The 22,913-nt window shown below is 72.7% G+C and carries 21 protein-coding genes; 16 read left to right on the top strand and 5 right to left on the bottom strand.

Annotation, left to right across the window (positions count from 1 at the left end; translation table 11 throughout):
• Nucleotides 1–53: 53 nt before the first annotated feature.
• On the bottom strand, nt 54–1,409 hold the full coding sequence (locus VMF51_RS20330; protein ID WP_325476293.1) for an MFS transporter: 1,356 nt from the start codon (nt 1,407–1,409) through the stop codon (nt 54–56).
• Between the two features lie 29 nt (nt 1,410–1,438).
• Nucleotides 1,439–1,780 carry a DUF1330 domain-containing protein gene (locus tag VMF51_RS20325; RefSeq protein WP_325476292.1) on the bottom strand — a complete coding sequence of 114 codons (342 nt, stop codon included), beginning with the start codon at nt 1,778–1,780 and terminating at the stop codon, nt 1,439–1,441.
• 87 nt (nt 1,781–1,867) lie between these two features.
• On the opposite strand from VMF51_RS20325, the gene VMF51_RS20320 reads away from it, so the two are divergent.
• The 13 genes from VMF51_RS20320 to VMF51_RS20260 all read left to right on the top strand — a co-directional run bounded on the left by VMF51_RS20320 (nt 1,868) and on the right by VMF51_RS20260 (nt 17,349).
• Nucleotides 1,868–2,650, top strand: a complete 783-nt coding sequence (locus VMF51_RS20320) for a helix-turn-helix transcriptional regulator (protein ID WP_325476291.1) — start codon at nt 1,868–1,870, stop codon at nt 2,648–2,650.
• A gap of 360 nt (nt 2,651–3,010) precedes the next feature.
• The gene (locus VMF51_RS20315; protein WP_325476290.1) at nt 3,011–3,952 is read left to right on the top strand and encodes an SDR family NAD(P)-dependent oxidoreductase; all 942 of its coding nucleotides are present in this window, start codon (nt 3,011–3,013) and stop codon (nt 3,950–3,952) included.
• Nucleotides 3,949–5,736, top strand: a complete 1,788-nt coding sequence (locus VMF51_RS20310) for an AMP-dependent synthetase/ligase (RefSeq protein ID WP_325476289.1) — start codon at nt 3,949–3,951, stop codon at nt 5,734–5,736. Before VMF51_RS20315 ends, VMF51_RS20310 begins: the two co-directional genes overlap by 4 nt.
• Nucleotides 5,733–6,587 carry an enoyl-CoA hydratase-related protein gene (locus VMF51_RS20305; protein WP_325476288.1) on the top strand — a complete coding sequence of 285 codons (855 nt, stop codon included), beginning with the start codon at nt 5,733–5,735 and terminating at the stop codon, nt 6,585–6,587. Before VMF51_RS20310 ends, VMF51_RS20305 begins: the two co-directional genes overlap by 4 nt.
• Before the next feature lie 65 nt (nt 6,588–6,652).
• Entirely contained in the window at nt 6,653–8,203 is a 1,551-nt protein-coding gene (locus VMF51_RS20300) for a sugar ABC transporter ATP-binding protein (RefSeq protein ID WP_325476287.1), read from the top strand.
• Entirely contained in the window at nt 8,200–9,252 is a 1,053-nt protein-coding gene (locus tag VMF51_RS20295) for an ABC transporter permease (protein WP_325476286.1), read from the top strand. The genes VMF51_RS20300 and VMF51_RS20295 overlap by 4 nt, the downstream gene beginning before the upstream one ends.
• A 98-nt stretch (nt 9,253–9,350) precedes the next feature.
• Complete coding sequence (locus VMF51_RS20290; RefSeq protein ID WP_325476285.1) at nt 9,351–10,493, top strand: sugar ABC transporter substrate-binding protein; 1,143 nt, start codon at nt 9,351–9,353, stop codon at nt 10,491–10,493.
• Nucleotides 10,490–11,665 (top strand): thiolase family protein, encoded by a 1,176-nt coding sequence (locus VMF51_RS20285; RefSeq protein ID WP_325476284.1) that lies wholly within the window; start codon nt 10,490–10,492, stop codon nt 11,663–11,665. Before VMF51_RS20290 ends, VMF51_RS20285 begins: the two co-directional genes overlap by 4 nt.
• 4 nt (nt 11,666–11,669) lie before the next feature.
• The gene (locus VMF51_RS20280) at nt 11,670–12,710 is read left to right on the top strand and encodes an LLM class F420-dependent oxidoreductase (RefSeq protein WP_325476283.1); all 1,041 of its coding nucleotides are present in this window, start codon (nt 11,670–11,672) and stop codon (nt 12,708–12,710) included.
• Nucleotides 12,707–13,903 (top strand): CaiB/BaiF CoA-transferase family protein, encoded by a 1,197-nt coding sequence (locus tag VMF51_RS20275; protein ID WP_325476282.1) that lies wholly within the window; start codon nt 12,707–12,709, stop codon nt 13,901–13,903. Before VMF51_RS20280 ends, VMF51_RS20275 begins: the two co-directional genes overlap by 4 nt.
• Nucleotides 13,900–15,069, top strand: a complete 1,170-nt coding sequence (locus tag VMF51_RS20270; protein ID WP_325476281.1) for an acyl-CoA dehydrogenase family protein — start codon at nt 13,900–13,902, stop codon at nt 15,067–15,069. Before VMF51_RS20275 ends, VMF51_RS20270 begins: the two co-directional genes overlap by 4 nt.
• 236 nt (nt 15,070–15,305) lie before the next feature.
• Nucleotides 15,306–16,112, top strand: a complete 807-nt coding sequence (locus VMF51_RS20265; protein ID WP_325476280.1) for an enoyl-CoA hydratase/isomerase family protein — start codon at nt 15,306–15,308, stop codon at nt 16,110–16,112.
• Between the two features lie 28 nt (nt 16,113–16,140).
• Nucleotides 16,141–17,349, top strand: a complete 1,209-nt coding sequence (locus VMF51_RS20260; protein WP_325476279.1) for a thiolase family protein — start codon at nt 16,141–16,143, stop codon at nt 17,347–17,349.
• A 72-nt stretch (nt 17,350–17,421) separates the two neighbouring features.
• Here the strand turns inward: VMF51_RS20260 and VMF51_RS20255 are convergent, their stop codons facing one another.
• The 3 genes from VMF51_RS20255 to VMF51_RS20245 are packed head-to-tail and all read right to left on the bottom strand — an operon-like array spanning nt 17,422 to nt 19,565.
• Complete coding sequence (locus VMF51_RS20255) at nt 17,422–17,799, bottom strand: nuclear transport factor 2 family protein (protein ID WP_325476278.1); 378 nt, start codon at nt 17,797–17,799, stop codon at nt 17,422–17,424.
• A 28-nt stretch (nt 17,800–17,827) separates the two neighbouring features.
• On the bottom strand, nt 17,828–18,718 hold the full coding sequence (locus VMF51_RS20250) for an acyl-CoA thioesterase (protein ID WP_325476277.1): 891 nt from the start codon (nt 18,716–18,718) through the stop codon (nt 17,828–17,830).
• Entirely contained in the window at nt 18,696–19,565 is an 870-nt protein-coding gene (locus VMF51_RS20245) for a 3-hydroxyacyl-CoA dehydrogenase family protein (RefSeq protein WP_325476276.1), read from the bottom strand. The genes VMF51_RS20250 and VMF51_RS20245 overlap by 23 nt, the downstream gene beginning before the upstream one ends.
• An 88-nt stretch (nt 19,566–19,653) precedes the next feature.
• Here VMF51_RS20245 and VMF51_RS20240 point away from each other — a divergent pair, with 88 nt between their 5' ends.
• Genes VMF51_RS20240 through VMF51_RS20230 form a run of 3 tightly spaced genes read left to right on the top strand, consistent with a single transcriptional unit; the run spans nt 19,654 to nt 22,435 of the window.
• Nucleotides 19,654–21,180 (top strand): class I adenylate-forming enzyme family protein, encoded by a 1,527-nt coding sequence (locus VMF51_RS20240; protein WP_325476275.1) that lies wholly within the window; start codon nt 19,654–19,656, stop codon nt 21,178–21,180.
• Entirely contained in the window at nt 21,177–21,992 is an 816-nt protein-coding gene (locus VMF51_RS20235; protein ID WP_325476274.1) for an enoyl-CoA hydratase/isomerase family protein, read from the top strand. The genes VMF51_RS20240 and VMF51_RS20235 overlap by 4 nt, the downstream gene beginning before the upstream one ends.
• Entirely contained in the window at nt 21,992–22,435 is a 444-nt protein-coding gene (locus VMF51_RS20230; protein WP_325476273.1) for a PaaI family thioesterase, read from the top strand. Before VMF51_RS20235 ends, VMF51_RS20230 begins: the two co-directional genes overlap by 1 nt.
• The last annotated feature ends 478 nt before the right edge of the window (nt 22,436–22,913 follow it).

The following is a 22,913-nucleotide window of genomic DNA, read 5'->3' as shown; positions in this document are numbered from 1 at the left end:
GGTGGCGGCGGGAGACGATGGGAGTCCCGCTGAGTTGAAGTGTCCGTCAGGACTCAGGCCGGGGGTACCCGGCGGCTCAGCGCCGCGCTCGCGAGCGCGGCCAGCAGCCAGACCCCGGCCACCGTGAGCAGTGCGCCACGGAAGCCCGCCTCGCCCGGGCCGCCGCCGTACACCGTCATCAGCGCGACGCTGGACGCGCTGCCCACCGCGAAGCCGATGTAGCGCAGCACCTGGTTGAACGCCATCGCGCTGCCGGTCTCGGCGCGCGGCACGTGCGGCACCATCAGCGCCGCGAGCGAGGAGAAGGTGAAACCGCTGCCGAGGCCGCCCACCGCCATGCAGGCGAGCACCTGCCAGAGGTGGTCGTGCTCGACCGCCAGCAGCACGGTCGCGGCGAGGAAGACGACGCAGCCGGTCGGGAGCAGCACCGCGTCGCCGAACCGGCGGCCGACCGCCTGGGCCAGCCTGCTCCCGACGACGCTCATCACGGAGTACGGCACCAGCACCAGGCCGGCGACGGTGACCGGCTCGCCCAGTCCCCAGCCCGGCACGTCGGACTGGACCAGGACGATGACCAGGGTCAGCAGGCTGTACATCCCGATGCCGGCCACGACCGCGACCAGGTTCGGACCCGCGAGACCGGGCCGGACCGCGAGCCGGAGGTCGACGAGCGGATGCGGACTGCGCAGGGTCCGGCGTACCCAGGCCGCGAGGAGGAGTACGCCGAGCGCGGCCGCGCCCGTCGTACGCCCGGAGGTCCAGCCCCAGGTCTCGCCCCGGCTGACGGCGAGCAGCACGCCCACGAGGCCGAGTGCGACCAGTGCTGCGGCCGGCCAGTCGACCGGGCTGGGCTCCTCGCCGGCGGCGCTCGGCACGAACGCCCACGCCATCAGCAGGGTCAGCCCCGTGAGGGCGGTGCCGAGCCAGTACGCCGCCGCGAGTCCCCAGCTCTGCGCGACCAGGGCGGTCAGCGGGTAGCCGAGCCCCGCGCCCGCGACGGTCGCCACCGACAGCATCGCGACCACCTGGGGGAGCCGCGGCCCGGGCCAGACGTCCCGGGCGACCGCGAACGCCAGCGGCACCAGCGCCAGGCCGACGCCCTGCAGGGTGCGCCCGGCGAGCAGGGTCGGCAGGCCGAACGGCAGCGCCGCGAGCGTGGTCCCGAGGGTGACGACGAGGAGGCCCGCGAGGATCGTCGGTCGCCGGAGCCGCCCGCTGCCGAACCGGCCCACGACCGGCGTACTCACCGCGCCCGCGACCATGGTGGCGGTCAGCGTCCACTGCGCGTCCTCGAGCGGTACGTCGAGGTTCGCCGAGATCGCCGGCACCAGCGGGGCGCCGAGGCTGCTCACGACCGCCGTGATCGTGGTGAGGAGGACCAGCGTCACGAAGGTGAGTCGCCTGGCCACTCCGCGACGCTAGTCGGCGCGTCCCGGCGTCAGGCGAGCAGGGTGGTCAGCTTGTCGACGGCGCGGTAGCCCGGCGGGAGTCCGGTGAGGACGGCGGCCCGCGAGTCGCTGTGCTCGGTGCGCAGCGGCAGGATCGCCTGGTAGGCGGGCGAGTCGTACCAGGCCAGGGCGGCGTCGCGGTCGGGGAAGGCGATGATGACGATGTCGCCCGGCCACTCGCCCTCGACGGCGTGGACCGGGCCGCCGTGGACGAGGAAGTGGCCGCCGTACGGCGCGAGCGTCGCGTCGATGCGCTCGATGTAGTCGATGATCTCTTCGCCGAGGTCGACGTCGCGGAGCTCGGCGATGGCGTAGGCAGGTGTGGTGGTCATGTCCGGAAGTCCACCGCTCCGAGGTCATGGCGTCGATGACCTCGGAGGTAGTCGGCGCGACCGGCGAGGGCGTCGTACCGTCCGTGCATGACGCCGAGCGCCGAGCACGCGGGGGACCTGATCCGGAGCTGGCGGCGGCGCCGCCACCTGTCCCAGCTGGAGCTGGCCCACCGGGCCGACGTCTCCAGCCGGCACCTCAGCTTCGTCGAGACCGGCCGGTCCCGCCCGACGTCCACGATGATCCTGCGGCTGTGCGAGCAGCTCGACGTACCGCTGCGTGAGCAGAACCGGGTGCTGCTCGCGGGCGGGTTCGCACCCGAGCACCCCGAGCACGCCCTCGCCGACCCGCCGATGGCCGACGTCGCCGCCGCGATCGACGGCATCCTGACCGCGCACCTGCCCTTCCCCGCGTTGGTGGTGGATCCCGGCTGGGACCTGGTGTCGGCCAACGACGCCGTCTACGCGCTCCTCGACGGGGTCGCTCCGCGCCTGCTCGAACCGCCCGTCAACGTCATCCGGCTGACCCTCGACCCCGACGGCCTCGCCCCGCGGATCGCCAACCTCGACGAGTGGCGCGAGCACCTGCTCGTCCGGCTGGCCCACGAGCACGACGCCACCGGCGACCCGCGCCTCGCTGCACTCCTGGACGAGCTGGGACCGGTCGGCCGGGTCGGCGCCCGGACTCCCGGGCTCGTGGTCCCGTTGCGCCTGCGCACCCCGGGCGGCGGCGAGCTGTCGTTCCTGTCCACCACCACCGTCTTCGGTACGCCGCGCGAGGTCACCCTCTCCGAGCTCGCCATCGAGGCCTTCTACCCGGCTGATGCCGCCACGCGGGCCGCGCTGTTGGTGCCGGGGGTTGCTGCGGGCTGAGGGGCGGGAGCGGGCCGACCCGCGGCCTGTCAGGAGGCCGCAATTGCAGCGGTTGGGCATGCCGGGAGCGCGCCGACCTGTCCAAGCGCCGCAATTGCGGCCGTTGGACATGCTCCGGGCGGACGACCCCGTCATGCGGCCGCAATTGCGGCGGTGGTGCGCGGTGCCGGCCGCGGGCCGTCCTACGGCCGCAATTGCGCCGTCCGTGCAGATCGGCGGCGCCAGAACCCGTCCTACGGCCGCAATTGCGGCCGCCGGACAAGCCACCGAACCGCCCCCGCACACCATTGCTAAACAAACAGACGGTTGGTAGCGTCTCTGTGACCCCGCTCTCACTCTCGCTGAAGCTGAAGGAGTCCTATGGGACAGCTGGATGGCCGGATCGTCGTCGTCACGGGCGGAGGTCGCGGCCTCGGCCGCTCCCATGCCCTGCTGCTGGCGGCGGAGGGGGCGCGGGTCGTGGTCAACGACCTGGGGGCCGGGCTCGACGGGCAGGGCGGGGACGGCGGGCCGGCGCACGACGTGGTCGACGAGATCGTCGCTGCGGGCGGGGAGGCGACGGCCGACGGCTCGGACATCTCGACGCGGGAGGGTGCCGCGGCGCTCGTGGCGCGGGCGGTGTCGACGTACGGCCGGCTCGACGTCGTGGTCAACAACGCCGGCATCCTGCGGGACGCGCCGATCTCGCGGCTGTCGTACGACGACTGGGACGCCGTCCTGGGAGTGCACCTGCGGGGGCACTTCGCCGTGGTCCGCGAGGCGGTCGACCACTGGCGTCCCCGGGCCAAGGCCGGCGAGGACGTCCGCGCGTCGGTGATCAACACCGTGTCGGCGTCCGGCACCACGCACGTCCTCCCCGGACAGGCCGCGTACGCCGCCGCGAAGTCCGGCATCGCCGCCTTCACCCAGGTCGCGGCCGCCGAGCTCGGCCGGATCGGCGTCCGGGTCAACGCCGTCTCGCCGGGTGCGCGCACCCGGATGACCGCGTCCACGCCGGGCGAGATCGGCGAGCTGATGGCGCGCCCGGTGCCGGCGGGCGAGCTCGACGTGTTCAGCCCGGACAACGCCGCCCCGCTGGTCGCCCACCTGGCGGCGGCGGACACCGCGATCACCGGTCGGGTCTTCGCCGTGCGCGGCGGACTGATCGAGGAGCTGCTGCCGTGGTCGGTCCGGCCGGGCTGGGAGCTCACGCACGACCACAACTGGACGACCGGACTGGTCGCTCGCGGGATCCAGGAGCAGGACGCCCTCGCCGCACCCGACCGCGGGTTCGTGGCCGACCGAACGGGAGCACACGCATGACGACCATGACGCAGACCGCGGAGCCCTTCGAGGCGCTGGCCCGGCCCGGGACGCTGATCGACGCCTTCGAGCGGGTCGTCGCCGCGCGGGCCGACCGGACGGCGGTGCGCAGCCACGACGGCCGGATCTCCTGGACGTGGTCGGAGCTGGCCGAGCGCGTCACCGCGATGGCGCGCGGCTTCGTGGCCGCCGGGATCGCGCCCGGCGACAAGGTGGCGCTGCTGATGCGCAACCGTCCGGAGTTCTACGTCGTCGACCTCGCGCTCGTCCGGATCGGCGCCGTGCCCTTCTCCCTCTACGCCTCGTCGTCGCCGGAGCAGAACGACTACGCCCTCGCCGACTCCGGCGCCGTCGGCGTCGTGGTGGACCCGGCGTACCAGGCCATGCTGAACGGCGTCCGGCTGCCGCAGCACCGCCTCCAGCTCGACGGGGAGCCGGCCGAGGGCTGGCGGCTGCTCGCCGACGTGGCCGCCCAGGGCGAGGGGGTCGACCTGTCCGCGGTCGCACCGCCGGGCCCCGACGACGTGGTCACGATGATCTACACGAGCGGCACGACCGGGACCCCCAAGGGCGTCCTGCTCTCGCACCAGAACCTCCTGACCTGCGCCGAGGCGACCCTGCTGACCCAGGAGATCCCGGCCGGCACCGTGACAATCTCCTGGCTGCCGTCGGCGCACGTCGGCGACCGGCTCGGTGGGTACGCCATCCCGCTCTACCAGGGCTTCGAGGTCGTCACGCTCGACGATCCCCGCGAGGTCGTCGCCACCGTCGCCGACGTGCACCCGGGCTACTTCTACGGCCCGCCGCGCATCTTCGAGAAGCTCCGGGCCGGGTTCGACACCTGGGTCCTCGGTCTCGACGACGAGGCGGCCGAGCGCACCCGTCAGGCGCTGAGCCGCGGGTTCGAGCGCGTCGACGTCGAGCAGGCGGGAGGTACGCCGTCGCCCGAGCTGCTCGAGGCGACCGAGCGCGACCGTCGCGAGGTCTTCCGGCCGTGGCTGGAGTCGGTCGGCCTCGAGCGCCTCCGGGTCGTCGTGGTCGCCACCGCCCCGAACCCCGGCCCGCTGATGGGCTTCTTCCACGCCCTCGGCGTACCGATGGGTGAGGCGTACGGCGCCACCGAGACGAGCGGCGGAGGGACGGCGGCGCGGCCGGACCGGATCCGGATCGGCACCGTCGGCGAGGTCAGCATGCACATGGAGCTGCGCCTGCTCGACGACGGCGAGGTGCTGCTGCGCGGCCCCCAGGTCATGCAGGGCTACCACGGTCGTCCGGAGGCGACGGCCGCCGCGATCGACGCCGACGGGTGGCTGCACACCGGCGACCTCGGCAGCCTCGACGAGGACGGCTACCTGCGCATCGTGGGTCGCAAGAAGGAGCTGATCATCAGCTCCTCGGGCAAGAACATCTCGCCCGTCACGGTCGAGTCGGCGATCCTCACCTCCAGCCCGTTCATCGGGCAGATGTGCTGCCTGGGCGACGCCCGTCCCTACAACGTGGCGCTGATCGTCCTCGACGGCGAGTACGTCCGCGAGTGGGCGCGCGCCAACGGCCTGGAGTCGGCGGACCTCGAGACGCTGAGCCGCGACCCGCGGGTGGTGGCCGAGGTCGAGGCCGGCGTGGCGCAGGGCAACGCCCGGCTGAACCGGCCGGAGCAGATCAAGAGGTTCCGGATCGTCCCGGGGGAGTGGCTGCCGGGGAGGGAGCTGACCGCCACCTCGAAGATGCGGCGCTCGGTGATCGCCGAGCAGTACGAGGCCCTGGTCGAGGAGATGTACGCATGAGTGAGTCCACCGAGCCGCTCGTGCTCCTCGACGTCGCCGACGGCGTCGCCCTGCTGACGCTGAACCGACCCGACCGGCTCAACGCCGTCGACAACCACCTCATGGACCACTTCCTGGCCCGGCTCGACGAGGTCTCCGCCCGCGAGGACGTGCGCGTCGTCGTGGTGACCGGGGCCGGGCGAGGGTTCTGCGCCGGTGCGGACCTGAGCGTCCTCAACGACCTCGGGAGCGGCGAGCAGGGGGTCGAGATGCCGGGGATGGACTACCTTGGCGCCCGGACGGTCCCCAAGCCCGTGATCGCGGCCGTCAACGGGCCGTGCGCCGGCCTCGGGCTGATCCTCGCGCTCACCTGCGACCTCCGGTTCTCCACCCCCACCGCACGGTTCGGCACGGGGTTCGCCCGGATCGGGCTCGTGGCGGAGCAGGGCCTCGCCTGGCTGCTGCCCCGGGTGGTCGGGCCGTCGCGCGCCCTGGACCTGCTGTACACCGCGCGCCTCTTCGACGGTGCGGAGGCGGCGCAGATCGGTCTCGTCGACCGGCTCTTCCCGCCCGAGTCGCTGCTGGAGGAGACGCTCGCGTACGCCCGCTCGATCGCCGCGTCGAGCTCCCCGGTGTCCCTCGGGGTGATCAAGTGGCAGGTGCAGCGCGCCCTGGAGACCACGCTCGAGCAGGCCATGGCGGACGCCGATCCGCTCACCCGCCGCTCCCTCGCCGGCCGGGACTTCACGACCGTCGGGGCCTACCTGCGCGGCGGCGACGTGCCGTCGTACCTGCCGCTCGCGACGGACCAGCGGCTCGGCGACGAGCCCCCCGTCGACCTGATCGCCACGGACGTCCCCGTGCCCGGCTAGTCCATGCGGATAGTTACGACCTTTTTCATTGACAACCAAACGGTTGGCAGACTAGAAAGGCGCTTGTGATCAGCACCACAGCAGAGGACCCCGAGCTCTCGCCGACGGCGGCGCCGGCCGACCCGCGCGCGGCCCTACGGGTCAGGGGCCTGAGCAAGACGTTCGGCACCACCCAGGTGCTGCGCGACGTCGACCTGGAGATCCGCGCCGGCGAGATCCACGCCTTCGTCGGCGCCAACGGCTCCGGGAAGTCGACCACGATCAAGGTGCTGGCCGGCTACCACGGCGCCGACCCGGGCGCCGAGGCCGAGCTCGACGGGACGCCGCTCGACCTGGGCGCCCGGGCGGTCAAGCGCCACGACGACCTGCGCTTCGTGCACCAGGACCTCGGGCTCGTGCCCGACATGAACGCCGTCGACAACATGGCCCTCACGCACGGGTTCCGACACGGCCGGTTCGGCCGGATCGACTGGGCGGCCCAGCGGGAGTTCACCCGCCAGGCCCTCCAGCGGTTCGGGACGAGCATCGACATCGACACCCCGCTGGAGTCGCTGAGCGCGGTCGTCTGCACCGAGATCGCCATCGCCGCCGCCATGCACGGCTGGGAGGCCGGCCAGGGCGTCCTCGTCCTCGACGAGCCGACGGCGATGCTCCCCCCGGCGCAGGTCGGCCGGCTCTTCGAGATCGTCCGCCAGGTCCGGTCCTCCGGCGCGAGCGTGCTCTACGTGTCGCACCGCCTCGACGAGATCTTCGAGCTCGCCGACCGGGTCAGCGTGATCCGCGGCGGGCACATCGTCGCCACCCGCGACGTGAGCACGCTGACCACCGACGAGCTGGCCGACCTGATGGTCGGCCAGGAGGGCTCGTCGGCCCGCAACGTCGGCAAGAGCGCGCCGGGCTCGGAGGTCGTGCTGCGTGCCGACGAGCTCACGGGCAGGACCATGCGCGGGGTCAGCTTCGAGCTGCACCGCGGCGAGGTGCTCGGCATCGCTGGCCTGGTCGGCTCGGGCTCGGAGGAGGTGCCGTACGCCGTCGCCGGCCACCTCGGCTCGCTCCTCGGCGGCCGGATCGACCGGATGACCGACGGCGGCGGCCGACGTCGCCGCGCCGTACCCCTGGTCCCCGCCCACCGGCTCCAGGAGGGCGTGTTCCTCGAGGCGAGCGTCGCGGAGAACCTGAGCATCTCCTCCCTGGGCTCGCTCTCGCGGGGGCCGCGGCTGAGCGCCCGCGCCGAGGAGGCGATGGTCGACGGCTGGATCGACCGGCTCGGCATCGACGCCCCGCACGGCGACACCCTGATCGCCACCCTGAGCGGCGGCAACCAGCAGAAGGTCGTCCTCGCCCGCTGCCTGAACCAGGATCCCGAGATCCTCGCGATGAGCGAGCCGACGGCGGGCGTCGACATCGCCACCCGCTCCCGCATCTACGACCTCGTCGCCCGGGAGGCGGCCGCCGGGCTCAGCGTCGTCGTCACCTCCTCGGACCTGCAGGACCTGGTGGCGATGTGCACCCGCGTCCTCGTGATCCGCGACGGCCGCGTGGTCCAGGAGCTCCTCGGCGAGGCCGTCACCGAGACCGACATCATCCGCGCGATGGAAGGAACGACCGCAGCATGAGCGACTCCTTGACCGAGGTCGTCGAGCGCCCCGCTCGCAACGGCCCCACGCCGCCCCCGCCGAGGGCGCGGAAGCCGTGGTCGCGACACCTGGCCTTCACCAACATCGGTGCCGTCTACGTGCTCATCGCGCTCGTCGTGGTCTTCGGCGTGTGGGTGCCCGACACCTTCCTCACCCTCGACACGTTCCGCCAGATCCTGAACAGCAACGCGGTCACGGCGCTGGCGGCGCTGAGCATCATCATCCCGCTGTCCGCACGGGTCTTCGACCTCTCGATCGGCGGCACCATCACGCTCACCGGCGTCGTGGTGACCCAGCTGATCGTCGAGCGCGGCCTGAGCGTGCCGGTGGCCATCGCGCTCGCGCTGGTCGTCGGCATCCTGATCGGCACGCTCAACGCCGTGATCGTGGTGGTGCTCAAGATCGACTCGTTCATCGCGACGATGGCGAGCGGGGCGCTGCTCGCGGCCTTCACGACGATGGTCACGGGCGACGTCGACGTCACCGGCGTCGAGCTGAGCGAGGGCTTCGACGAGTTCGGGCAGCACCTCGTCGGCGGCTTCGCGCTGCCGGTCTACTACGCGCTCCTGGTCGCCGTCGTGCTGTGGTTCGTGATGCAGCAGACCGCCTTCGGCCGGCGCATGTACGCGACCGGCTTCAACAAGGACGCGGCGCGCCTCGCCGGCGTACCGACCGAGACCCTGCGCTTCGTCTCGCTGATGATCTCGGGCGGCATCGCGGGCCTCGCCGGCATCGTCCTCGCCGGGACGCTCGCCGCCGGCTCTGTGACCGCCGGGGCGCCGTACCTGCTCGGTGCCTTTGCGGCCGCCTTCCTCGGCGCGACCCAGCTGCACGGCGGCAAGTTCAACGCGTTCGGGACCCTCATCGCCGTCCTGCTCCTGGGGACGGGCGTCGTCGGTCTCGGTCTGGCCGAGGCGCCGACCTGGTCGCACGACCTGTTCACCGGCGTCGTCCTGATCGTCGCGCTCGTGGCCACCCGCTACCAGCGCAGCAACCGCAAGCAGGGAGCGGCGAGCTCCGCCGACTGACCCCCTCTCGCCTCCTCCATCCCTGCCCGGGCCGGGCCGGGCAGCTCTGCCATTCCCTCATCCAGCTCGTCATGTCATCCAGAAGGAACGTGGTCACCATGCACTCCACTACCCGACTCAGCGGAGGTCGCCTGCGGGCGATCGGTCTCGGCGCCGTCGCCCTCACGCTCGTGCTGGCCGGTTGCGGCAGCGACTCCAACGCCGACTCCGGCGAGGAGGGATCCAGCGCCGACCAGCTCGCCGAGGCGCGGACCATCACCGAGGAGTCCATGCAGCGGCCGACCACGATCCAGGACCTGGGCCCGATCGGCGCGCCGGTGCCGACCGGCAAGACCATCGCCAGCATCCTGTGCGGCCTGAAGAGCTGCGAGGAGCTCAACAGCATCTTCATCGACGCGGCGGAGGTGCTCGGCTGGAAGGTCGTCACCATCCCGACGACCGGTGCGCCCGAGAGCGTCAAGGCCGCCTGGCAGCAGGTCGTGCAGATGCAGCCGGACGGCGTGATCGCCTCCGGGCACGACACCTACCTCTACGCGGACGAGCTGGAGAAGGTCGTCGACGCCGGGATCCCCGTGGTCCAGAACTCGCTCACCGAGGAGGCCACCGAGGAGAACGGCCTGCTGGCGTCGTACAACAACTCGCAGACGACGCGCGCGGGCGGCCTGGCGGCGGCCTTCGTCGTCGACCACTCCCAGGGCAAGGCCAACACGCTGTACGTCGACCTGCCCGCCTTCAAGGTGCTGGAGGCCGTGCGCGAGAACTTCGAGGAGGAGTACGACAAGCTCTGCCCCGGGTGCGGCTACGAGACGATGGACGTCGCGCTGACCCAGGTCGGCAAGGAGATCCCCAACCTGCTGGTCTCCAAGCTGCGCGCGAACCCGGACATCAACTACGTGCAGATGCCCACCGGGGCGATGAGCGCCGGCGTCGGCGCCGCGCTGAAGGCCGCCGGTCTGGCCGAGAAGGTCAACGTCGTGACCACCGCGTCCGGTGCCACGAACTTCGCCGCCGTCGCCGCGGGTGACGAGCTGGCCGCGCAGGCGCTCGGCTTCTACGAGCTCATGTGGCTCGAGGCCGACACCCTGGCCCGTTTCTTCGCCGGCGCCGAGGTCGGGGACCGCAACGCGATCCCGATGATCCGCCAGACGCTGGTCGAGGACAACGTCGTCGAGACCAACGGTCTCTACCCCCTCGTCGAGGACTACGACGCGCAGTTCAAGGCCCTGTGGGGCATGGAGTGACGGCGCTGCACGGACGCCGTCCGGTCATCCTGGGCGCGACCCGGACGCCGATCGGTCGCGGTCACCTCGAGAAGGGGGTGTTCCGCGACGAGCACCCCGCGGCGCTCCTGGGCCGGACCTACCGCTCGCTGCTCGACCAGGTCGGGCTCGACCCCGCGGCGGTGGACGACGTGATCGCCGGCTGTGCCCAGCAGATCGGCGTCCAGTCGGCCAACATCGCGCGTACGGCGTGGCTGCACGAGGGCCTCCCCGTCGAGACCGCCGCGACCACCGTCGACCGGGCGTGCGGCTCCTCGCAGCAGGCGGTGAACACGGCGGCCGCCGTCACGGCCTGCGGGTCCGCGGACGCCGTCATCGGGGCCGGTGTCGAGCACATGGGCCGGGTGTCGTTCGCGGCCGGCCCGGACACCCAGCGCACCTGGGGCGAGCCGTACACCGAGCAGGTCCTCGCCCACCACGCCCTCGTCGGGCAGGGCGAGGCGGCGGAGATGATCTCCGACGACCGCGGCATCACCCGGGCCGAGATGGACGAGCTGGCGGTGCGCTCGCACCGGCTGGCGGCCCGGGCGGTCACCGAGGGCCGCTTCGACCGGGAGCTGACGCCGGTCGAGACCGCGCACGGTGTGGTGGAGGCCGACCAGGGCATCCGCCCGTCGACCGACCTCGACGCACTGGCCGGCCTGCGCCCGGCCTTCCGGCCCGACGGCCGGATCACCGCGGGGAACTCCTCGCAGATCTCCGACGGGGCCGCCGCCGTACTCGTTGCGGACGAGGGCTGGGCGCTCGAGCGCGGGCTCCGGCCGCGCGCCCGGATCGTCGACGCGGTGACGGTCGGCTGCGACCCGGTCCGGATGCTCGAGGGGCCGATCCCGGCGACGCGGAGGATCCTCAAGCGCAACGGCCTGAGCATCGACGACATCGACCTGTTCGAGGTCAACGAGGCGTTCGCCGCGATCGTCCTGGCGTGGGAGCGCGAGCTCGGACCAGACCGGGACCGGGTCAACGTCAACGGCGGCGCCATCGCCCTCGGTCACCCGCTGGGCGCCTCGGGTGCCCGGCTGATCACGACCCTGCTGCACGAGCTGGAGCGGGACGACAAGGAGCTCGGCTTGGTCACCATGTGTTGCGGCGGCGGGTTCGGCACGGCCACCCTCATCCAGCGGATCGGCTGACCGGATGAGGATCGGGTTGAGCGTCGGGGCCGGCGGCATGGGCGGCTCGCCCATCGCCGCGCTGGCCGTCGTACCGGAGGCCGAGCAGCTGGGCTTCGAGTCGGTCTGGGTCGGGGAGGCGTACGGTGCCGACGCCGTCAGCTCCATGGCCTGGCTCGCCGCCCACACCGAGCGGATGCGGCTCGGGACCAGCGTCATGCAGATGGTCGCGCGCACCCCGGCGATGACCGGGATGACGGCCGCCGGCCTCGACCAGGTCTCCGGCGGGCGCTTCGTCCTCGGCCTGGGCACCTCGGGCCCGCAGGTCGCTGAGGGCTGGCACGGCGTCTCGTTCGACCGGCCCGTCGCGCGGTCGCGGGAGTACGTCGACGTGGTGCGCGCCGTCCTGGCCCGCGAGGTCGTCACCTACGAGGGCCGGCACTTCCGGCTCCCGCTGCCCGACGGGGCCGGCAAGCCGCTGAAGCTCGCCACCTCCACCGTGCAGGACCGGGTGCCGATCTACCTCGCGGCGATGGGACCGAAGAACATCGAGCTGACCGGCGAGATCGCCGACGGCTGGCTGCCCATCCTCTTCAGCCCCGAGCACGCCGGCATCTTCCGGCGCTCCCTCGAGGCGGGAGCCGCGCGCGCCGGCCGCGACGTCGGCGAGGTCGCGATGACCCCGATGGTGAGCATCGTCGTCACCGACGACGTGGACGCCGGGCGCGACGCGCTCCGGCCGTTCCTGGCGCTCTACATCGGCGGCATGGGCTCGCGGGAGAACAACTTCTACCTCAACCTCGTCGCCGAGTACGGCTTCGAGGAGAACGCCCGGAAGGTCCAGGACCTCTACCTGGCCGGCAGCAAGCGGGAGGCCGAGGCCGCGGTGAGCACGGAGCTGATCGACGCGCTCACGATCGTCGGTCCGGCCGCCGCGGTGGCCGAGCGGCTGACGGCGTACGCCGACGCCGGGATCGAGACGATGGTCTTCAACTCGGCGCCGGGCATCGGCGTCGAGGCCCACCGCGCGCAGCTGCGCGCCCTCGCCGAGGCGGCGAGCCTGTGAACCCGCTGCTGTCCGGCGTCCGGGTCCTCGACCTGAGTCGGATGCTGCCGGGCGGGGTGATCTCCCAGATGCTGGCGGATCTCGGCGCGGACGTCGTGAAGGTCGAGCGGCCCGGGGTCGGAGAGGAGTCGCGGGCGTTCGGCGTACCCGTCGCCGGGACGACGGCCGGTCACGCCTTCCTCGACCGGGGCAAGCGCTCGGTCGCGCTGGACCTCCAGGACCCGCGCGGCGTACGGGCCGTGCACGCGCTGGCGCAGGACGCGGACGTGGTGCTCGAGTCGTTCCGTCCGGGCGTCGCCGACCGGCTCGGCGTGGGGTACGACGACCTGATCGCGGTCAACCCGCGGCTGGTCTACTGCTCGATCAACGGGTACGGCACGGGCGGTCCGCGCGACCACGAGCCCGGCCACGACCTGAACTACCTCGCGTACGCCGGCGCCACGGGCTTCGGCGGCAGCCGCACCCACGGCCCCGCGATCGCCGGGGTCCAGACGGCCGACATCGTGGGCGGCCTGACCGGAGGCGTCGGCCTGCTGGCCGCGCTCCTCGGCGTCCGTGCGGGCGGCGACGGGTGCCACGTCGAGGTCGGGCTCGCGGACGCGGCGCTCTGGGCGCTCGGCATCCACGTCTCGTCCTGGCTCGCCGGTGACGAGGCGCAGGGTCCCGAGTCCACCGCCGTCACGGGTGCGACGCCGTCGTACCGGGTCTACGAGTGCGCCGACGGCCGCCACCTGGCGGTGGGCGCGGTCGAGCCGCGGTTCTGGGCCGAGTTCACCGAGGTCCTGCACCGGCCCGACCTGGCGGCCCGCCAGCACGACCCGCAGGCCATCGCCGAGGTCGCCGACGTCGTCGCGACCCGGACGCTGGACGAGTGGGCGAAGCTGCTCGAGGGTCGGGAGACCTGCGCGACGCCCGTGCAGGACTTCGCCGAGGTCGCTCGCGACCCGCAGTTCCTCGCCCGGCAGATGGTCGTCCCCGTCGCCGGAGCCCCCGACCACCAGCAGATCGGCACGCCCGTCCACGTCGACGGCCGACCGCCGGCCCGAGTCGGACCCGCGGCCGTCGGCGTCGGCCAGCACAACGCCGAGATCTTCGCGTCCCACGACCTCGACCCGGACGTCCACGCGGCGGTCCTGTCGTGGGCGCCGGCGTCCGGCCCGTCCCTGAACGACACCCCCGAGGAGAGCGCATGACGACCGTGCACGCCAGCCCCGTCGAGTCGACCTACGAGCCCATCGGCCCGGACGAGCGCGCCGCGCTCACCGAGCTCGCCTTCGGCATCGGACGTCGCTACGAGACCCGCGGTTTCGGCGACCTCGACGCCGCGCGCGACCACTGGCGCGAGGTCACCGAGGCCGGCCTGGCCGCGATCTCGCTCCCCACCGAGTACGGCGGCGCCGGCACCATGTCGGATTTGCTCCTGGTGGCGGAGCGGCTGGCGGCGGGCGGCTACCCCGCCGGGAAGCTCACCATCTCCAGCGCGATGGGTGGCGCCGTACTGCTGCGACACGGCAGCGAGGAGCAGCGCCGGCGCTGGGTGCCCGCGATCGGCGACGGTTCGCTGCGCTTCTGCTTCGCGCTGACCGAGCCGGGCGCCGGGTCCAACGCGGCCCGGATGACGACGACGGCCACCAAGACCGACGGCGGCTGGCGGATCTCCGGCGAGAAGACCTACATCTCGGCCGTCGACGACTCCGACATGATGCTGGTCGTCGCGAAGGACGCCGCCTCGGGCGGGTTCTCCCTCTTCTCCCTCCCGCTGCCCTGTGACCGGCTCCAGCTGCAGCCGGTCAAGGTGCTCGCGCCCGTGCCCGAGCGGCAGTGGACGGTGTACTTCGACGACGTCGAGCTCCCCGACGACGCGCTCGTCGGCGAGGCCGGCGGGGGTGGCCGGGCATTGTTCGACGGCCTCAACCCCGAGCGCCTGATCGTCGCCGCCCAGGCGGTCGGCATCGGTCGCTGGTGCCTGGAGAAGGCCGCGGCGTACGCCGGCCAACGGGTCGTCTTCGACGTGCCGATCGGCCAGCACCAGGCCGTGCAGCACCCACTCGCCGAAGCCCTGATCGACCTGGAGGCCGCCTGGGCGATGATCGAGCGCGGCGCGGCGGCGTACGAGAGCGGCGACGACCCGCGCGCCGCCGGCCTCGCCTGCAACATGGCGAAGGTCAAGGCGTGCGACGCCGGTCTGAAGGCCGCCGACGCCGCCCTGCAGACCTTCGGCGGCAGCGGCTTCACCTCCGAGTCGATGCTCTTCGACCGCTTCGGCTACCTCCGCCTGCTGAAGTCCACGCCCGTCTCCCGCGAGCTGGCCCTCAACCAGGTCGCCGTCTCGGGCCTGGGCCTGCCCCGGTCGTACTGAGGCTCGGCCGGCCAGCCGGCTTGTAACGCGATGTTCGCCGCACTACCCGCACGCTGCAACGGGCGTCTAGTGCGGCGAACGTCGCGTTACAGCTCACCCGCGCCCGCCCATCACAATCAAACGGTTGGTTGACAAGCGCGCATCGCGAGCGTTGAATGACCGTGGCCCCACTCGCGGGCCCCCGCGGCCTGAGGACTCGGCCGCCCACTCGTCTCCCAGCCCTCCGAAGGGACCTCATGAGCACCGATGTCGTCACCCCGTCCGTCACCGAGACCTTCGGTCCGGTCCGCCTCGACCTCGCCGACGGCGTGGCCACCGTCCTGGTCGACAGCCCGCCCGTGAACGCGATGGGCAAGGCCGTCCTGCAGGGCCTGGACGACGCCGCCCGCTGGCTGGCGGACTCGCAGGAGGCCCGCGTCGTCGTCCTGACCGGCGGCGGGACCAAGGCGTTCATGGCGGGTGCCGACATCTCGGAGTTCGAGGAGCTGCGCACGCGGCCGGACGGCATGCGCGAGCACAGCGCCTGGGCCGGGGGAGTGCTGGCCGCCTGGGCCGCGCTGCCGCAGCCGGTGATCGCCGCGGTCCAGGCCAGCGCGGTCGGGGGCGGCCTCGAGATCGCCATGACCGCCGACCTGATCCTCACCGAGCCGACGGCGAAGTTCGGCCTCCCCGAGGTCAAGCTCGGGCTGATCCCCGGGGGCGGCGGCACCCAGCGGCTCCCGCAGCGCGTCGGGCGGCCGCTCGCGCTCAAGCTGATGCTGCTGGGCAGCGTCGTCAAGGCGGCCGAGGCCGCCGAGGTGGGGCTGGTCGACGGGGTCAGCGAGCCCGGCCGGGTGGTCGACGAGGCCCGCGAGCTCGCCCTGCGCATCGCCGCGATGCCCCGCGTCGCCGTCCAGGCGCTCAAGCGCGCCACCCGGCCCGCGCTCGACGACGCGCTCGTCGAGGAGCGCTCGATCTTCCTCGAGGTCGCCGCCGCCGAGGACTTCAGCGAGGGCCTCGCGGCCTTCGTCGAGCGGCGTGCGCCCGTCTTCACGCACCGCTGAGCCCACCACCCCGAACGCGAGGAGAACCATGACCGACCATCCCGACGACGTGCTGCTGGTCGGCGGCACGCGTACGCCGTTCAGCCGCTTCGGCGGCGCCCTGCGTGAAGTGCCCAGCGTCGACATCGCGGCCTTCGCCATGCGCGCCGCGATGGAGCAGGCCGGCATCCGCCCCGAGGACGTCGACGAGGTCTACAGCGGTGTCACGATCCCGAGCGAGGAGTCGCTCGAGGGGTCGATCCCGGCCCGGGTCGCGATGCTGCGCGCCGGGATCCCCGAGGACCGGCTGTCGCTGACGATCGACCGCGCCTGCTGCTCCTCGATGACGGCCGCGCACCTCGGCACCCGGGCGATCCGCGCCGGCGAGGCCGACGTCGTGCTCATCGGCGGCGCCGACAACATGGGCCGCGCGGCGTTCCTGATGAACCCGACGATCCGGTGGGGCATCAAGCGCGGCGGCCCGAAGCTGAAGGACCCGATGGCCGAGCCGGGCGCCGACATCGGCGGCAAGCCCGTCGCCGTGGACGCCGGTGAGGTGGCGGTCGAGCACGGGGTGACCCGCGAGGAGGCCGACGAGTTCGCGCTGCGCAGCCACCAGACGTACTTCGAGGCCAAGGCCCGCGGCTTCTACGACGGGGAGATCACGCCGATCACCCACGACCTCGGCGACCTGGCCGAGGACGAGGGGCCGCGCGCGGACTCCTCGCTCGAGCGGCTCGCGCGGCTCCGGACGATCTTCGACGGCCCGCTCGTCACGCCCGGCAACGCGCCGGGCCAGGACACCGGCGGCTGCTACGTCGTCCTCGCCCGGCGCCGCTGGGTCGAGGAGCGGGGTCTGACCCCGCTCGCGCGGATTGCCGGCCTCGGCAGCGCCGCCCGGGCGCCCCGGGAGATCCCGGTCGCGCCCGCCGACGCCATCAACCGCGCCCTCGGCGCCAGCGGCTGGGACCTCGACAGCATCGACGGCTTCGAGATCAACGAGGCCTTCTCGTGCGTCCCGCTGGTCAGCGCCCGGGTGCTGGCCGACGGCCGCACCGAGGTCGAGAAGCGGGTCCTCGACCGCCTCAACGTCAACGGCGGCGCGGTCGCGATGGGTCACCCGCCGGGCGCGTCGGGTGCCCGGATCCTGCTGACCCTTGCGCGTCAGCTCGCCGCGCAGGGCGGCGGCCGTGGCGTCGCCTCGATCTGCGGCGGCCTGGGCCAGGGCGACGCCGCCGCGCTGGAGGCGGTCGGCTGAGCCGGACCGGCCCACGAAGAAGCCCTCCGGACCCATCGGGTCCGGAGGGCTTCGTCGTCGTACGAGCCGCGCCTAGCTCTCCTTGCGGATCTGCGGGACCACGGCGGCGGTGTCGTACCAGGACACGACCCGGGTGATCCGCTCGCCGTCGGTGTCGATCACGTCGGCGGCCGGGAAGGTGATCTCGGTGCCGTCGGGCAGGGTGCCGACGAAGGTGATCTCGACGGCCGCGCTGTCGCCCTCGACGATGAAGCGGGTCGGGCGGTCCTCGTGCTCGGCGAACTGCGCGACGACCGCGGTGAGCAGCCGGATCGCCTTGTCGCGGCCGCTCGTCGAGAGCGTCATGCCGTGCTGGATCGTCACGTCGGGGTGGAAGACGGCCACGAGGGTGGCCCAGTCGTGGGTGTTGACGGCGTCGAGGTAGCGCTCGACGAGGGAGCGGGTGGACATCAAGATCTCCTGGGAGTGAGGTCGGGGGTCAGGTCGGTCGGATGGAGCCCAGCTGGGCGACGCTGCACAGCAGCTCGCCGTCGCGGGCGAACAGCTGGGCGTTGCTCAGGCCGCGGCCGTCGCGCTGCCCGGGCGAGCGCTGGTCGAGCAGGAGCCAATCGTCGACCCGTGCGGGGGCGTGGAACCAGATGCTGTGGTCGAGGGAGAACCCCGACGCGCTCTGGCCGAACCACAGGCCGTGCGGCTGGATGCAGGCGTCGAGCAGGCACATGTCGGTCGAGTACGCCAGCAGCGCCGCGGCCAGGGCGCGGTCGCGCGGCGGCGTACCGGCCGGCCCGAGCCAGACCCGGGAGGCCGCCTCGGCGCCGGCGCCGTCCTGCAGTCGCGGCGGGGTGCTGACGTAGCGCAGGTCGAACGGCGAGTGCTCGTCCCACGGCCGGAACGTGTCGGAGTACGCCGAGAGCTGCGTGCCGATGTTGGGCAGCGACTCGGGAGCGGGCGCCGGGGGCATCGCCGCCTGGTGGGTCGGCCCCTGCCCGTCGGCGCCGAACATCGCGTCCATCCGCAGCAGCAGCCGCTCCCGCTGCAGGACCTCGATGGTGCGCCAGCTCGAGGAGCGGCCGGCGTGCACCGGCCGCACCTCGATGTCGACGCTCTCGTCGCCCCGGCCCACCTGGAGGAAGTAGGCGTGCAGGCTGCGGATCCACTGCCCCTCGGGGACCGTGTCGGCCGCGGCCGCGAGCGCCTGGCCGACCAGGAGGCCGCCGTACGGCACCCCCCAGTCGACCAGCGGTGCCTCGCCGCTGTAGAACAGCGTGCCCTGGCGGACCGGGGTGAGCAGCGTGCAGAGCTCGTCGAAGGCCGCCCGCGCCGAGCCGTGCGCGGGACGGGCCTCGTTACTGGGCGGAGCCGTAGTCACTGAAGCCGCGCCCCGTCTTGTAGCCGTAGTGCCCGGCGTTGACCAGGGCGCGCAGGCCCTGGGTGGCGCGGAAGTGGTCGCCGTAGTTCTCGGCCATCGCGGCGGCGGCCTTCACGAAGGTGTCGAGACCGCCCATGTCGGCGGTGTGCAGCGGGCCCATCGGGTGGTTGAACGCGAGCTGGCAGGCCCGATTGATGTCGTCCGGGCTGGCCACGCCCTCGTCGGCGACGCGCATCGCCTCGGAGATGAAGGCCATGATCAGCCGCGAGGTGACGAAGCCCTGGGTGTCCTTCTGGCAGACGATCGCCTCCTTGCCGTACCGCTCGCAGAGCTCGAGTGTCGTCTGCAGCGTCTCGTCGCTGGTCTCCACGCCGCGCACGACCTCGATCAGCTTCATCAGCGGCGGCGGGTTGAACCAGTGCGTCCCGATGACCCGGTCGGGGCGGTTGGTGGCGTTGGCGATCTTGGAGATCGCGAACTGCGAGGTGTTCGACGCGAGGATCACCTCGGGCCGGCAGACCTCGTCCAGGCGGCGAAAGACGTCGCGCTTGACGTCGACGTCCTCGACGATCGACTCGATCGCGTGGTCGGTCTCGCGGCCGGTCGCCTCCAGGTCGGTGCTGGTGGTGATCCGCTCGCGGGCCTCCTTGGCCTCGACGTCGCCGAGCGTGCTCTTGCGGACCATGCGCTCCAGGCTCCGCTCGATCCGGGCGATCCCGCGGTCGAGGTCGCCCTGCGCCACGTCGACGAGCGTCACCTCGAGCCCGGCGACCGCCGCGACCTGGGCGATTCCGTTGCCCATCTGGCCGCCACCGCCGACCACCATGACCTTGTTGATCTCGCTCATCTGTGCCTCTTTCCGGGCTGGTTGATCGATGCGCTCGACGCATCGATGACGTTGACCTTCTTACCAACCGATTGGTAGTTTGCGCAACATGTCAGGTATCAGTCAGTGGTCCCGCTACTGGGCGCGCTTCGGGGGCGGCCGGACCGCTCTCCTCTCCGACACGGGCGATCGGACCTGGGCCGAGCTCGAGCACGGCTGCGCCGAGGTCGCCGCCGGGCTGCGGGCGATCGGCGTCGTCAAGGGCGACCGGGTCGGCGGGCTGATGCGTAACGCCCCGGAGCACTTCGAGGTGGTCCTCGCGTGCGCCCGCCTCGGGGCGATCTTCGTGCCGCTCAACCCGCTGCTGACCGCGGTGGAGCTGCGCGACGTGGCCACGGACGCCGAGCTCTCCGTCGTGGTGACCGACGCCGACTTCGTCCCCGTGCTCGCGCCCCTGGAGGAGATGGTCGGCACCGACCGCATCTTCTTCGTAGGTACGCCGCCCGCCGGCGCCCGCGCGTACGCCGAGCTGCGCACCCACGGCACGGTCGACGACGACGCGGGCGTCGAGCCGTCCGACCCGCTGATGATCTGCTACACGAGCGGGACGACGGGCCGCTCCAAGGGCGCGGTCCTCACACACGCGAACATGGAGGGCGTGGCCGCCAGCGCGATCGCCGTCGACGCGCTCACCTGCCACGACCGCGCCATCGTGACCGTCCCGCTCGCCTTCACTGGCGCGGGGGTCTCCTTCGCCATCCCGTTCCTGCGCTGCGGCGGCTCCATCCTGATCCGTCACGAGTTCGTGCCGTCCCGCGTCCTCGACGACATCGAGCAGCGAGGCGTGACGTTCATCGGTGTGGTCCCGGTCATCCTCGAGCGGCTCTCCGCCGAGCCCGACTTCGCCGAGCGCGATCTCTCGGGCCTGCGGGTCGCCAAGTGCGGCGGGGCCGTCGTACCCGAGCACCTGATCCGGCTTTACATCGACCGTGGCGTGGACCTCGTCAACGCGTACGGACTCACCGAGGGGTCCGGTCTCAACCTGGAGCTGCCGGCCCACGACGCGCTGAACCGGCTCGGCTCGGTCGGCATCCCGCTGCTCGGTCAGGAGGCCCGGGTCGTCGACGCCGAGGGGAGGGACTGCGCGCCCGGCGACACGGGCGAGCTGCTGCTCGGGGGGAGCTGCGTGCTGAAGGAGTACTGGCGCGACCCGGCGGCGACCGCCGCCACGATCCGCGACGGCTGGCTGCACACGGGCGACCTCGCGACCGTTGACGCGGACGGCTACTTCCGGATCGTCGACCGCTCCAAGGACATGATCATCAGCGGCGGCCTCAACGTGTACCCCGCCGAGATCGAGGCGGTGCTCAGCGAGCACCCGGACATCGTCGAGGTCGCCGTCGTGGGGATGCCCGATGAGCGCTGGGGTGAGACCCCGGTCGCCTGCGTGGTCAGCACCGACCCGTCGCTCGACCTCGAGCGGCTCACGGAGTACGTCGCCGACTCGCTCGCGACGTACAAGCGCCCGCGCCGGCTGGAGCTGCGCGACAAGCCGCTGCCCCGGGGGATGAGCGGCAAGATCCTCAAGCGCGAGCTGCGGGCCGACCTCCTCGCGGATACGGCGGCCGAGCGGTGAGCGCCGACCTCGACAGCATCGAGGTCGAGCGTCACGGCCCGGTCACGGTGCTGACGTTGAACCGGCCCGACCGGCTCAACGCCCTCTCGCACGGGCTGTTGCGGAGGCTCGACGACCTGCTCGACGACCTGCTGTACGACTACCAGCAGCGGGTGCTGGTGCTCGCCGGCCACGGCCGGGCCTTCTGCGCGGGCATGGACCTCAAGGGTCAGGCCGCGGGTGACGCCTGGGTCGAGGACGCCGGACCCCGGCAGGCGCTCTACGCGCTCCAGGAGGCGGTCGGGCGGATCATCACCAAGCTCCGGGACGTCCCGCAGCCGGTGATCGCCGCCGTACACGGGGTGGCGGCCGGGGGCGGGCTCTCGCTGGCCTGCGCCTCCGACCAGCGGATCGTCGAGCCCGAGGCGCGCTTCATGGCGTCGTTCGTGAAGCTCGGCGTCTCCGGCGGCGACATGGCCTCCTCCTGGTTCCTGCCTCGGATCGTGGGCTGGGAGCGGGCCGCGGACATCCTCTACACCGGGCGCGAGGTCGGCGCCGAGGAGGCGCTCGCGATGGGCCTGGTCTCCCGGGTGGTCGAGCCGGGCACGGCTCGCGAGCAGGCGATCGAGCTCGCCGAGCGGATGTGCGCGACCGCGCCGTTCGGTCTGCGGATGACCAAGTCGCTGCTCAACCAGTCCCGCGACGGTCTCTCCCTGCACCAGCAGATCGAGCTCGAGAACCGCACCCAGGTGCTGCTCACGACGACCGACGACTTCGCCGAGGGGACGCGGGCCTTCGCCGAGCGTCGCCCCGCCGTGTTCCGGGACGCCTGATGACCGAGCAGCTCGCCCCGATCCGCGACGGCGCGGACCTCGAAGGCTTCCGGGACTACTTCAACGACCTCGCCGTGATCCGCGGCCTGTCCCTGAGCTGCGTCTCGCTGTCGCCCGGCCGGGCCGTCGCCGAGATGGTGGTCGACGACCGGCACCGCAACCCCGACGGCCCGGTCAACGGCGGCTACCTGCTGGCCATCGCCGACGTCACCGCGGGTGCCGCCGTGGTGACGAGCGACCCGCCGGTGACCCGCTCCGCCACCACCGACCTGACCATGCACTTCCTCGCCCCCGCGGTCGCCAGCCCGCTGACGGTCACCGCCGACGTGGTCCGCCGGGGTCGGAGCACCTGCGTGCCGACGGTCCGCATCACCGACGCCCGCGGCGTGCTGTGCGCGATCGCCACGGGCACCTGGGCACTGCGGCCCGCGTCCTCCGGCTGAGGCGCGAGCGGAGAGGGACGCCGGTCGAGGCGGGACCCGAGCGGCGAGTGACGCTGGTTGAGGTGCGAGCGGAGCGAGCCTCGAAACCACCGCAGGCTGAGAGGCAGCGGTGGTCGGGGTCGTCGTACGGCTTGCTGGGTTTCGAGGCTCAGGACTTCGTCCTTCGCACCTCAACCAGCGTTGTCGTCGGTTCAGGCGAGCCGAACGGCGAGTGACGCTGGTTGAGGTGCGAGCGGAGCGAGCCTCGAAACCTCCGCAGCCCGGGAGTCGGCCGGGGTCGGGGTCGTCGTACGGCTCGCTGGGTTTCGAGGCTCAGGACTTCGTCCTTCGCGCCTCAACCAGCGTCAGGCAACGCTGGTTGAGGTGCGAGCGGAGCGAGCCTCGAAACCTCCGCAGGCTGAGAGGCAGCGGTGGTCGGGGTCGTCGTGCGGCTTGCTGGGTTTCGAGGCTCAGGACTTCGTCCTTCGCACCTCAACCA

Origin of the sequence: Nocardioides sp. (assembly GCF_035503875.1) — a bacterium.
In the GTDB taxonomy this organism is placed as follows: domain Bacteria; phylum Actinomycetota; class Actinomycetes; order Propionibacteriales; family Nocardioidaceae; genus Nocardioides.
Note: the sequence above shows the minus strand (reverse complement) of the source record. Positions and strands in the feature narration are given on the sequence as shown.

What these genes read in the sequence shown, in the direction of transcription:
- VMF51_RS20325 (WP_325476292.1), bottom strand. Translation starts at nt 1,780, where the DNA reads ATGACCACCACACCTGCCTACGCCATCGCCGAGCTCCGCGACGTCGAC.
- VMF51_RS20320 (WP_325476291.1), top strand. Translation starts at nt 1,868, where the DNA reads ATGACGCCGAGCGCCGAGCACGCGGGGGACCTGATCCGGAGCTGGCGG.
- VMF51_RS20315 (WP_325476290.1), top strand. Translation starts at nt 3,011, where the DNA reads ATGGGACAGCTGGATGGCCGGATCGTCGTCGTCACGGGCGGAGGTCGC.
- VMF51_RS20310 (WP_325476289.1), top strand. Translation starts at nt 3,949, where the DNA reads ATGACGACCATGACGCAGACCGCGGAGCCCTTCGAGGCGCTGGCCCGG.
- VMF51_RS20305 (WP_325476288.1), top strand. Translation starts at nt 5,733, where the DNA reads ATGAGTGAGTCCACCGAGCCGCTCGTGCTCCTCGACGTCGCCGACGGC.
- VMF51_RS20295 (WP_325476286.1), top strand. Translation starts at nt 8,200, where the DNA reads ATGAGCGACTCCTTGACCGAGGTCGTCGAGCGCCCCGCTCGCAACGGC.
- VMF51_RS20290 (WP_325476285.1), top strand. Translation starts at nt 9,351, where the DNA reads ATGCACTCCACTACCCGACTCAGCGGAGGTCGCCTGCGGGCGATCGGT.
- VMF51_RS20280 (WP_325476283.1), top strand. Translation starts at nt 11,670, where the DNA reads ATGAGGATCGGGTTGAGCGTCGGGGCCGGCGGCATGGGCGGCTCGCCC.
- VMF51_RS20270 (WP_325476281.1), top strand. Translation starts at nt 13,900, where the DNA reads ATGACGACCGTGCACGCCAGCCCCGTCGAGTCGACCTACGAGCCCATC.
- VMF51_RS20265 (WP_325476280.1), top strand. Translation starts at nt 15,306, where the DNA reads ATGAGCACCGATGTCGTCACCCCGTCCGTCACCGAGACCTTCGGTCCG.
- VMF51_RS20260 (WP_325476279.1), top strand. Translation starts at nt 16,141, where the DNA reads ATGACCGACCATCCCGACGACGTGCTGCTGGTCGGCGGCACGCGTACG.
- VMF51_RS20255 (WP_325476278.1), bottom strand. Translation starts at nt 17,799, where the DNA reads ATGTCCACCCGCTCCCTCGTCGAGCGCTACCTCGACGCCGTCAACACC.
- VMF51_RS20245 (WP_325476276.1), bottom strand. Translation starts at nt 19,565, where the DNA reads ATGAGCGAGATCAACAAGGTCATGGTGGTCGGCGGTGGCGGCCAGATG.
- VMF51_RS20240 (WP_325476275.1), top strand. Translation starts at nt 19,654, where the DNA reads ATGTCAGGTATCAGTCAGTGGTCCCGCTACTGGGCGCGCTTCGGGGGC.
- VMF51_RS20230 (WP_325476273.1), top strand. Translation starts at nt 21,992, where the DNA reads ATGACCGAGCAGCTCGCCCCGATCCGCGACGGCGCGGACCTCGAAGGC.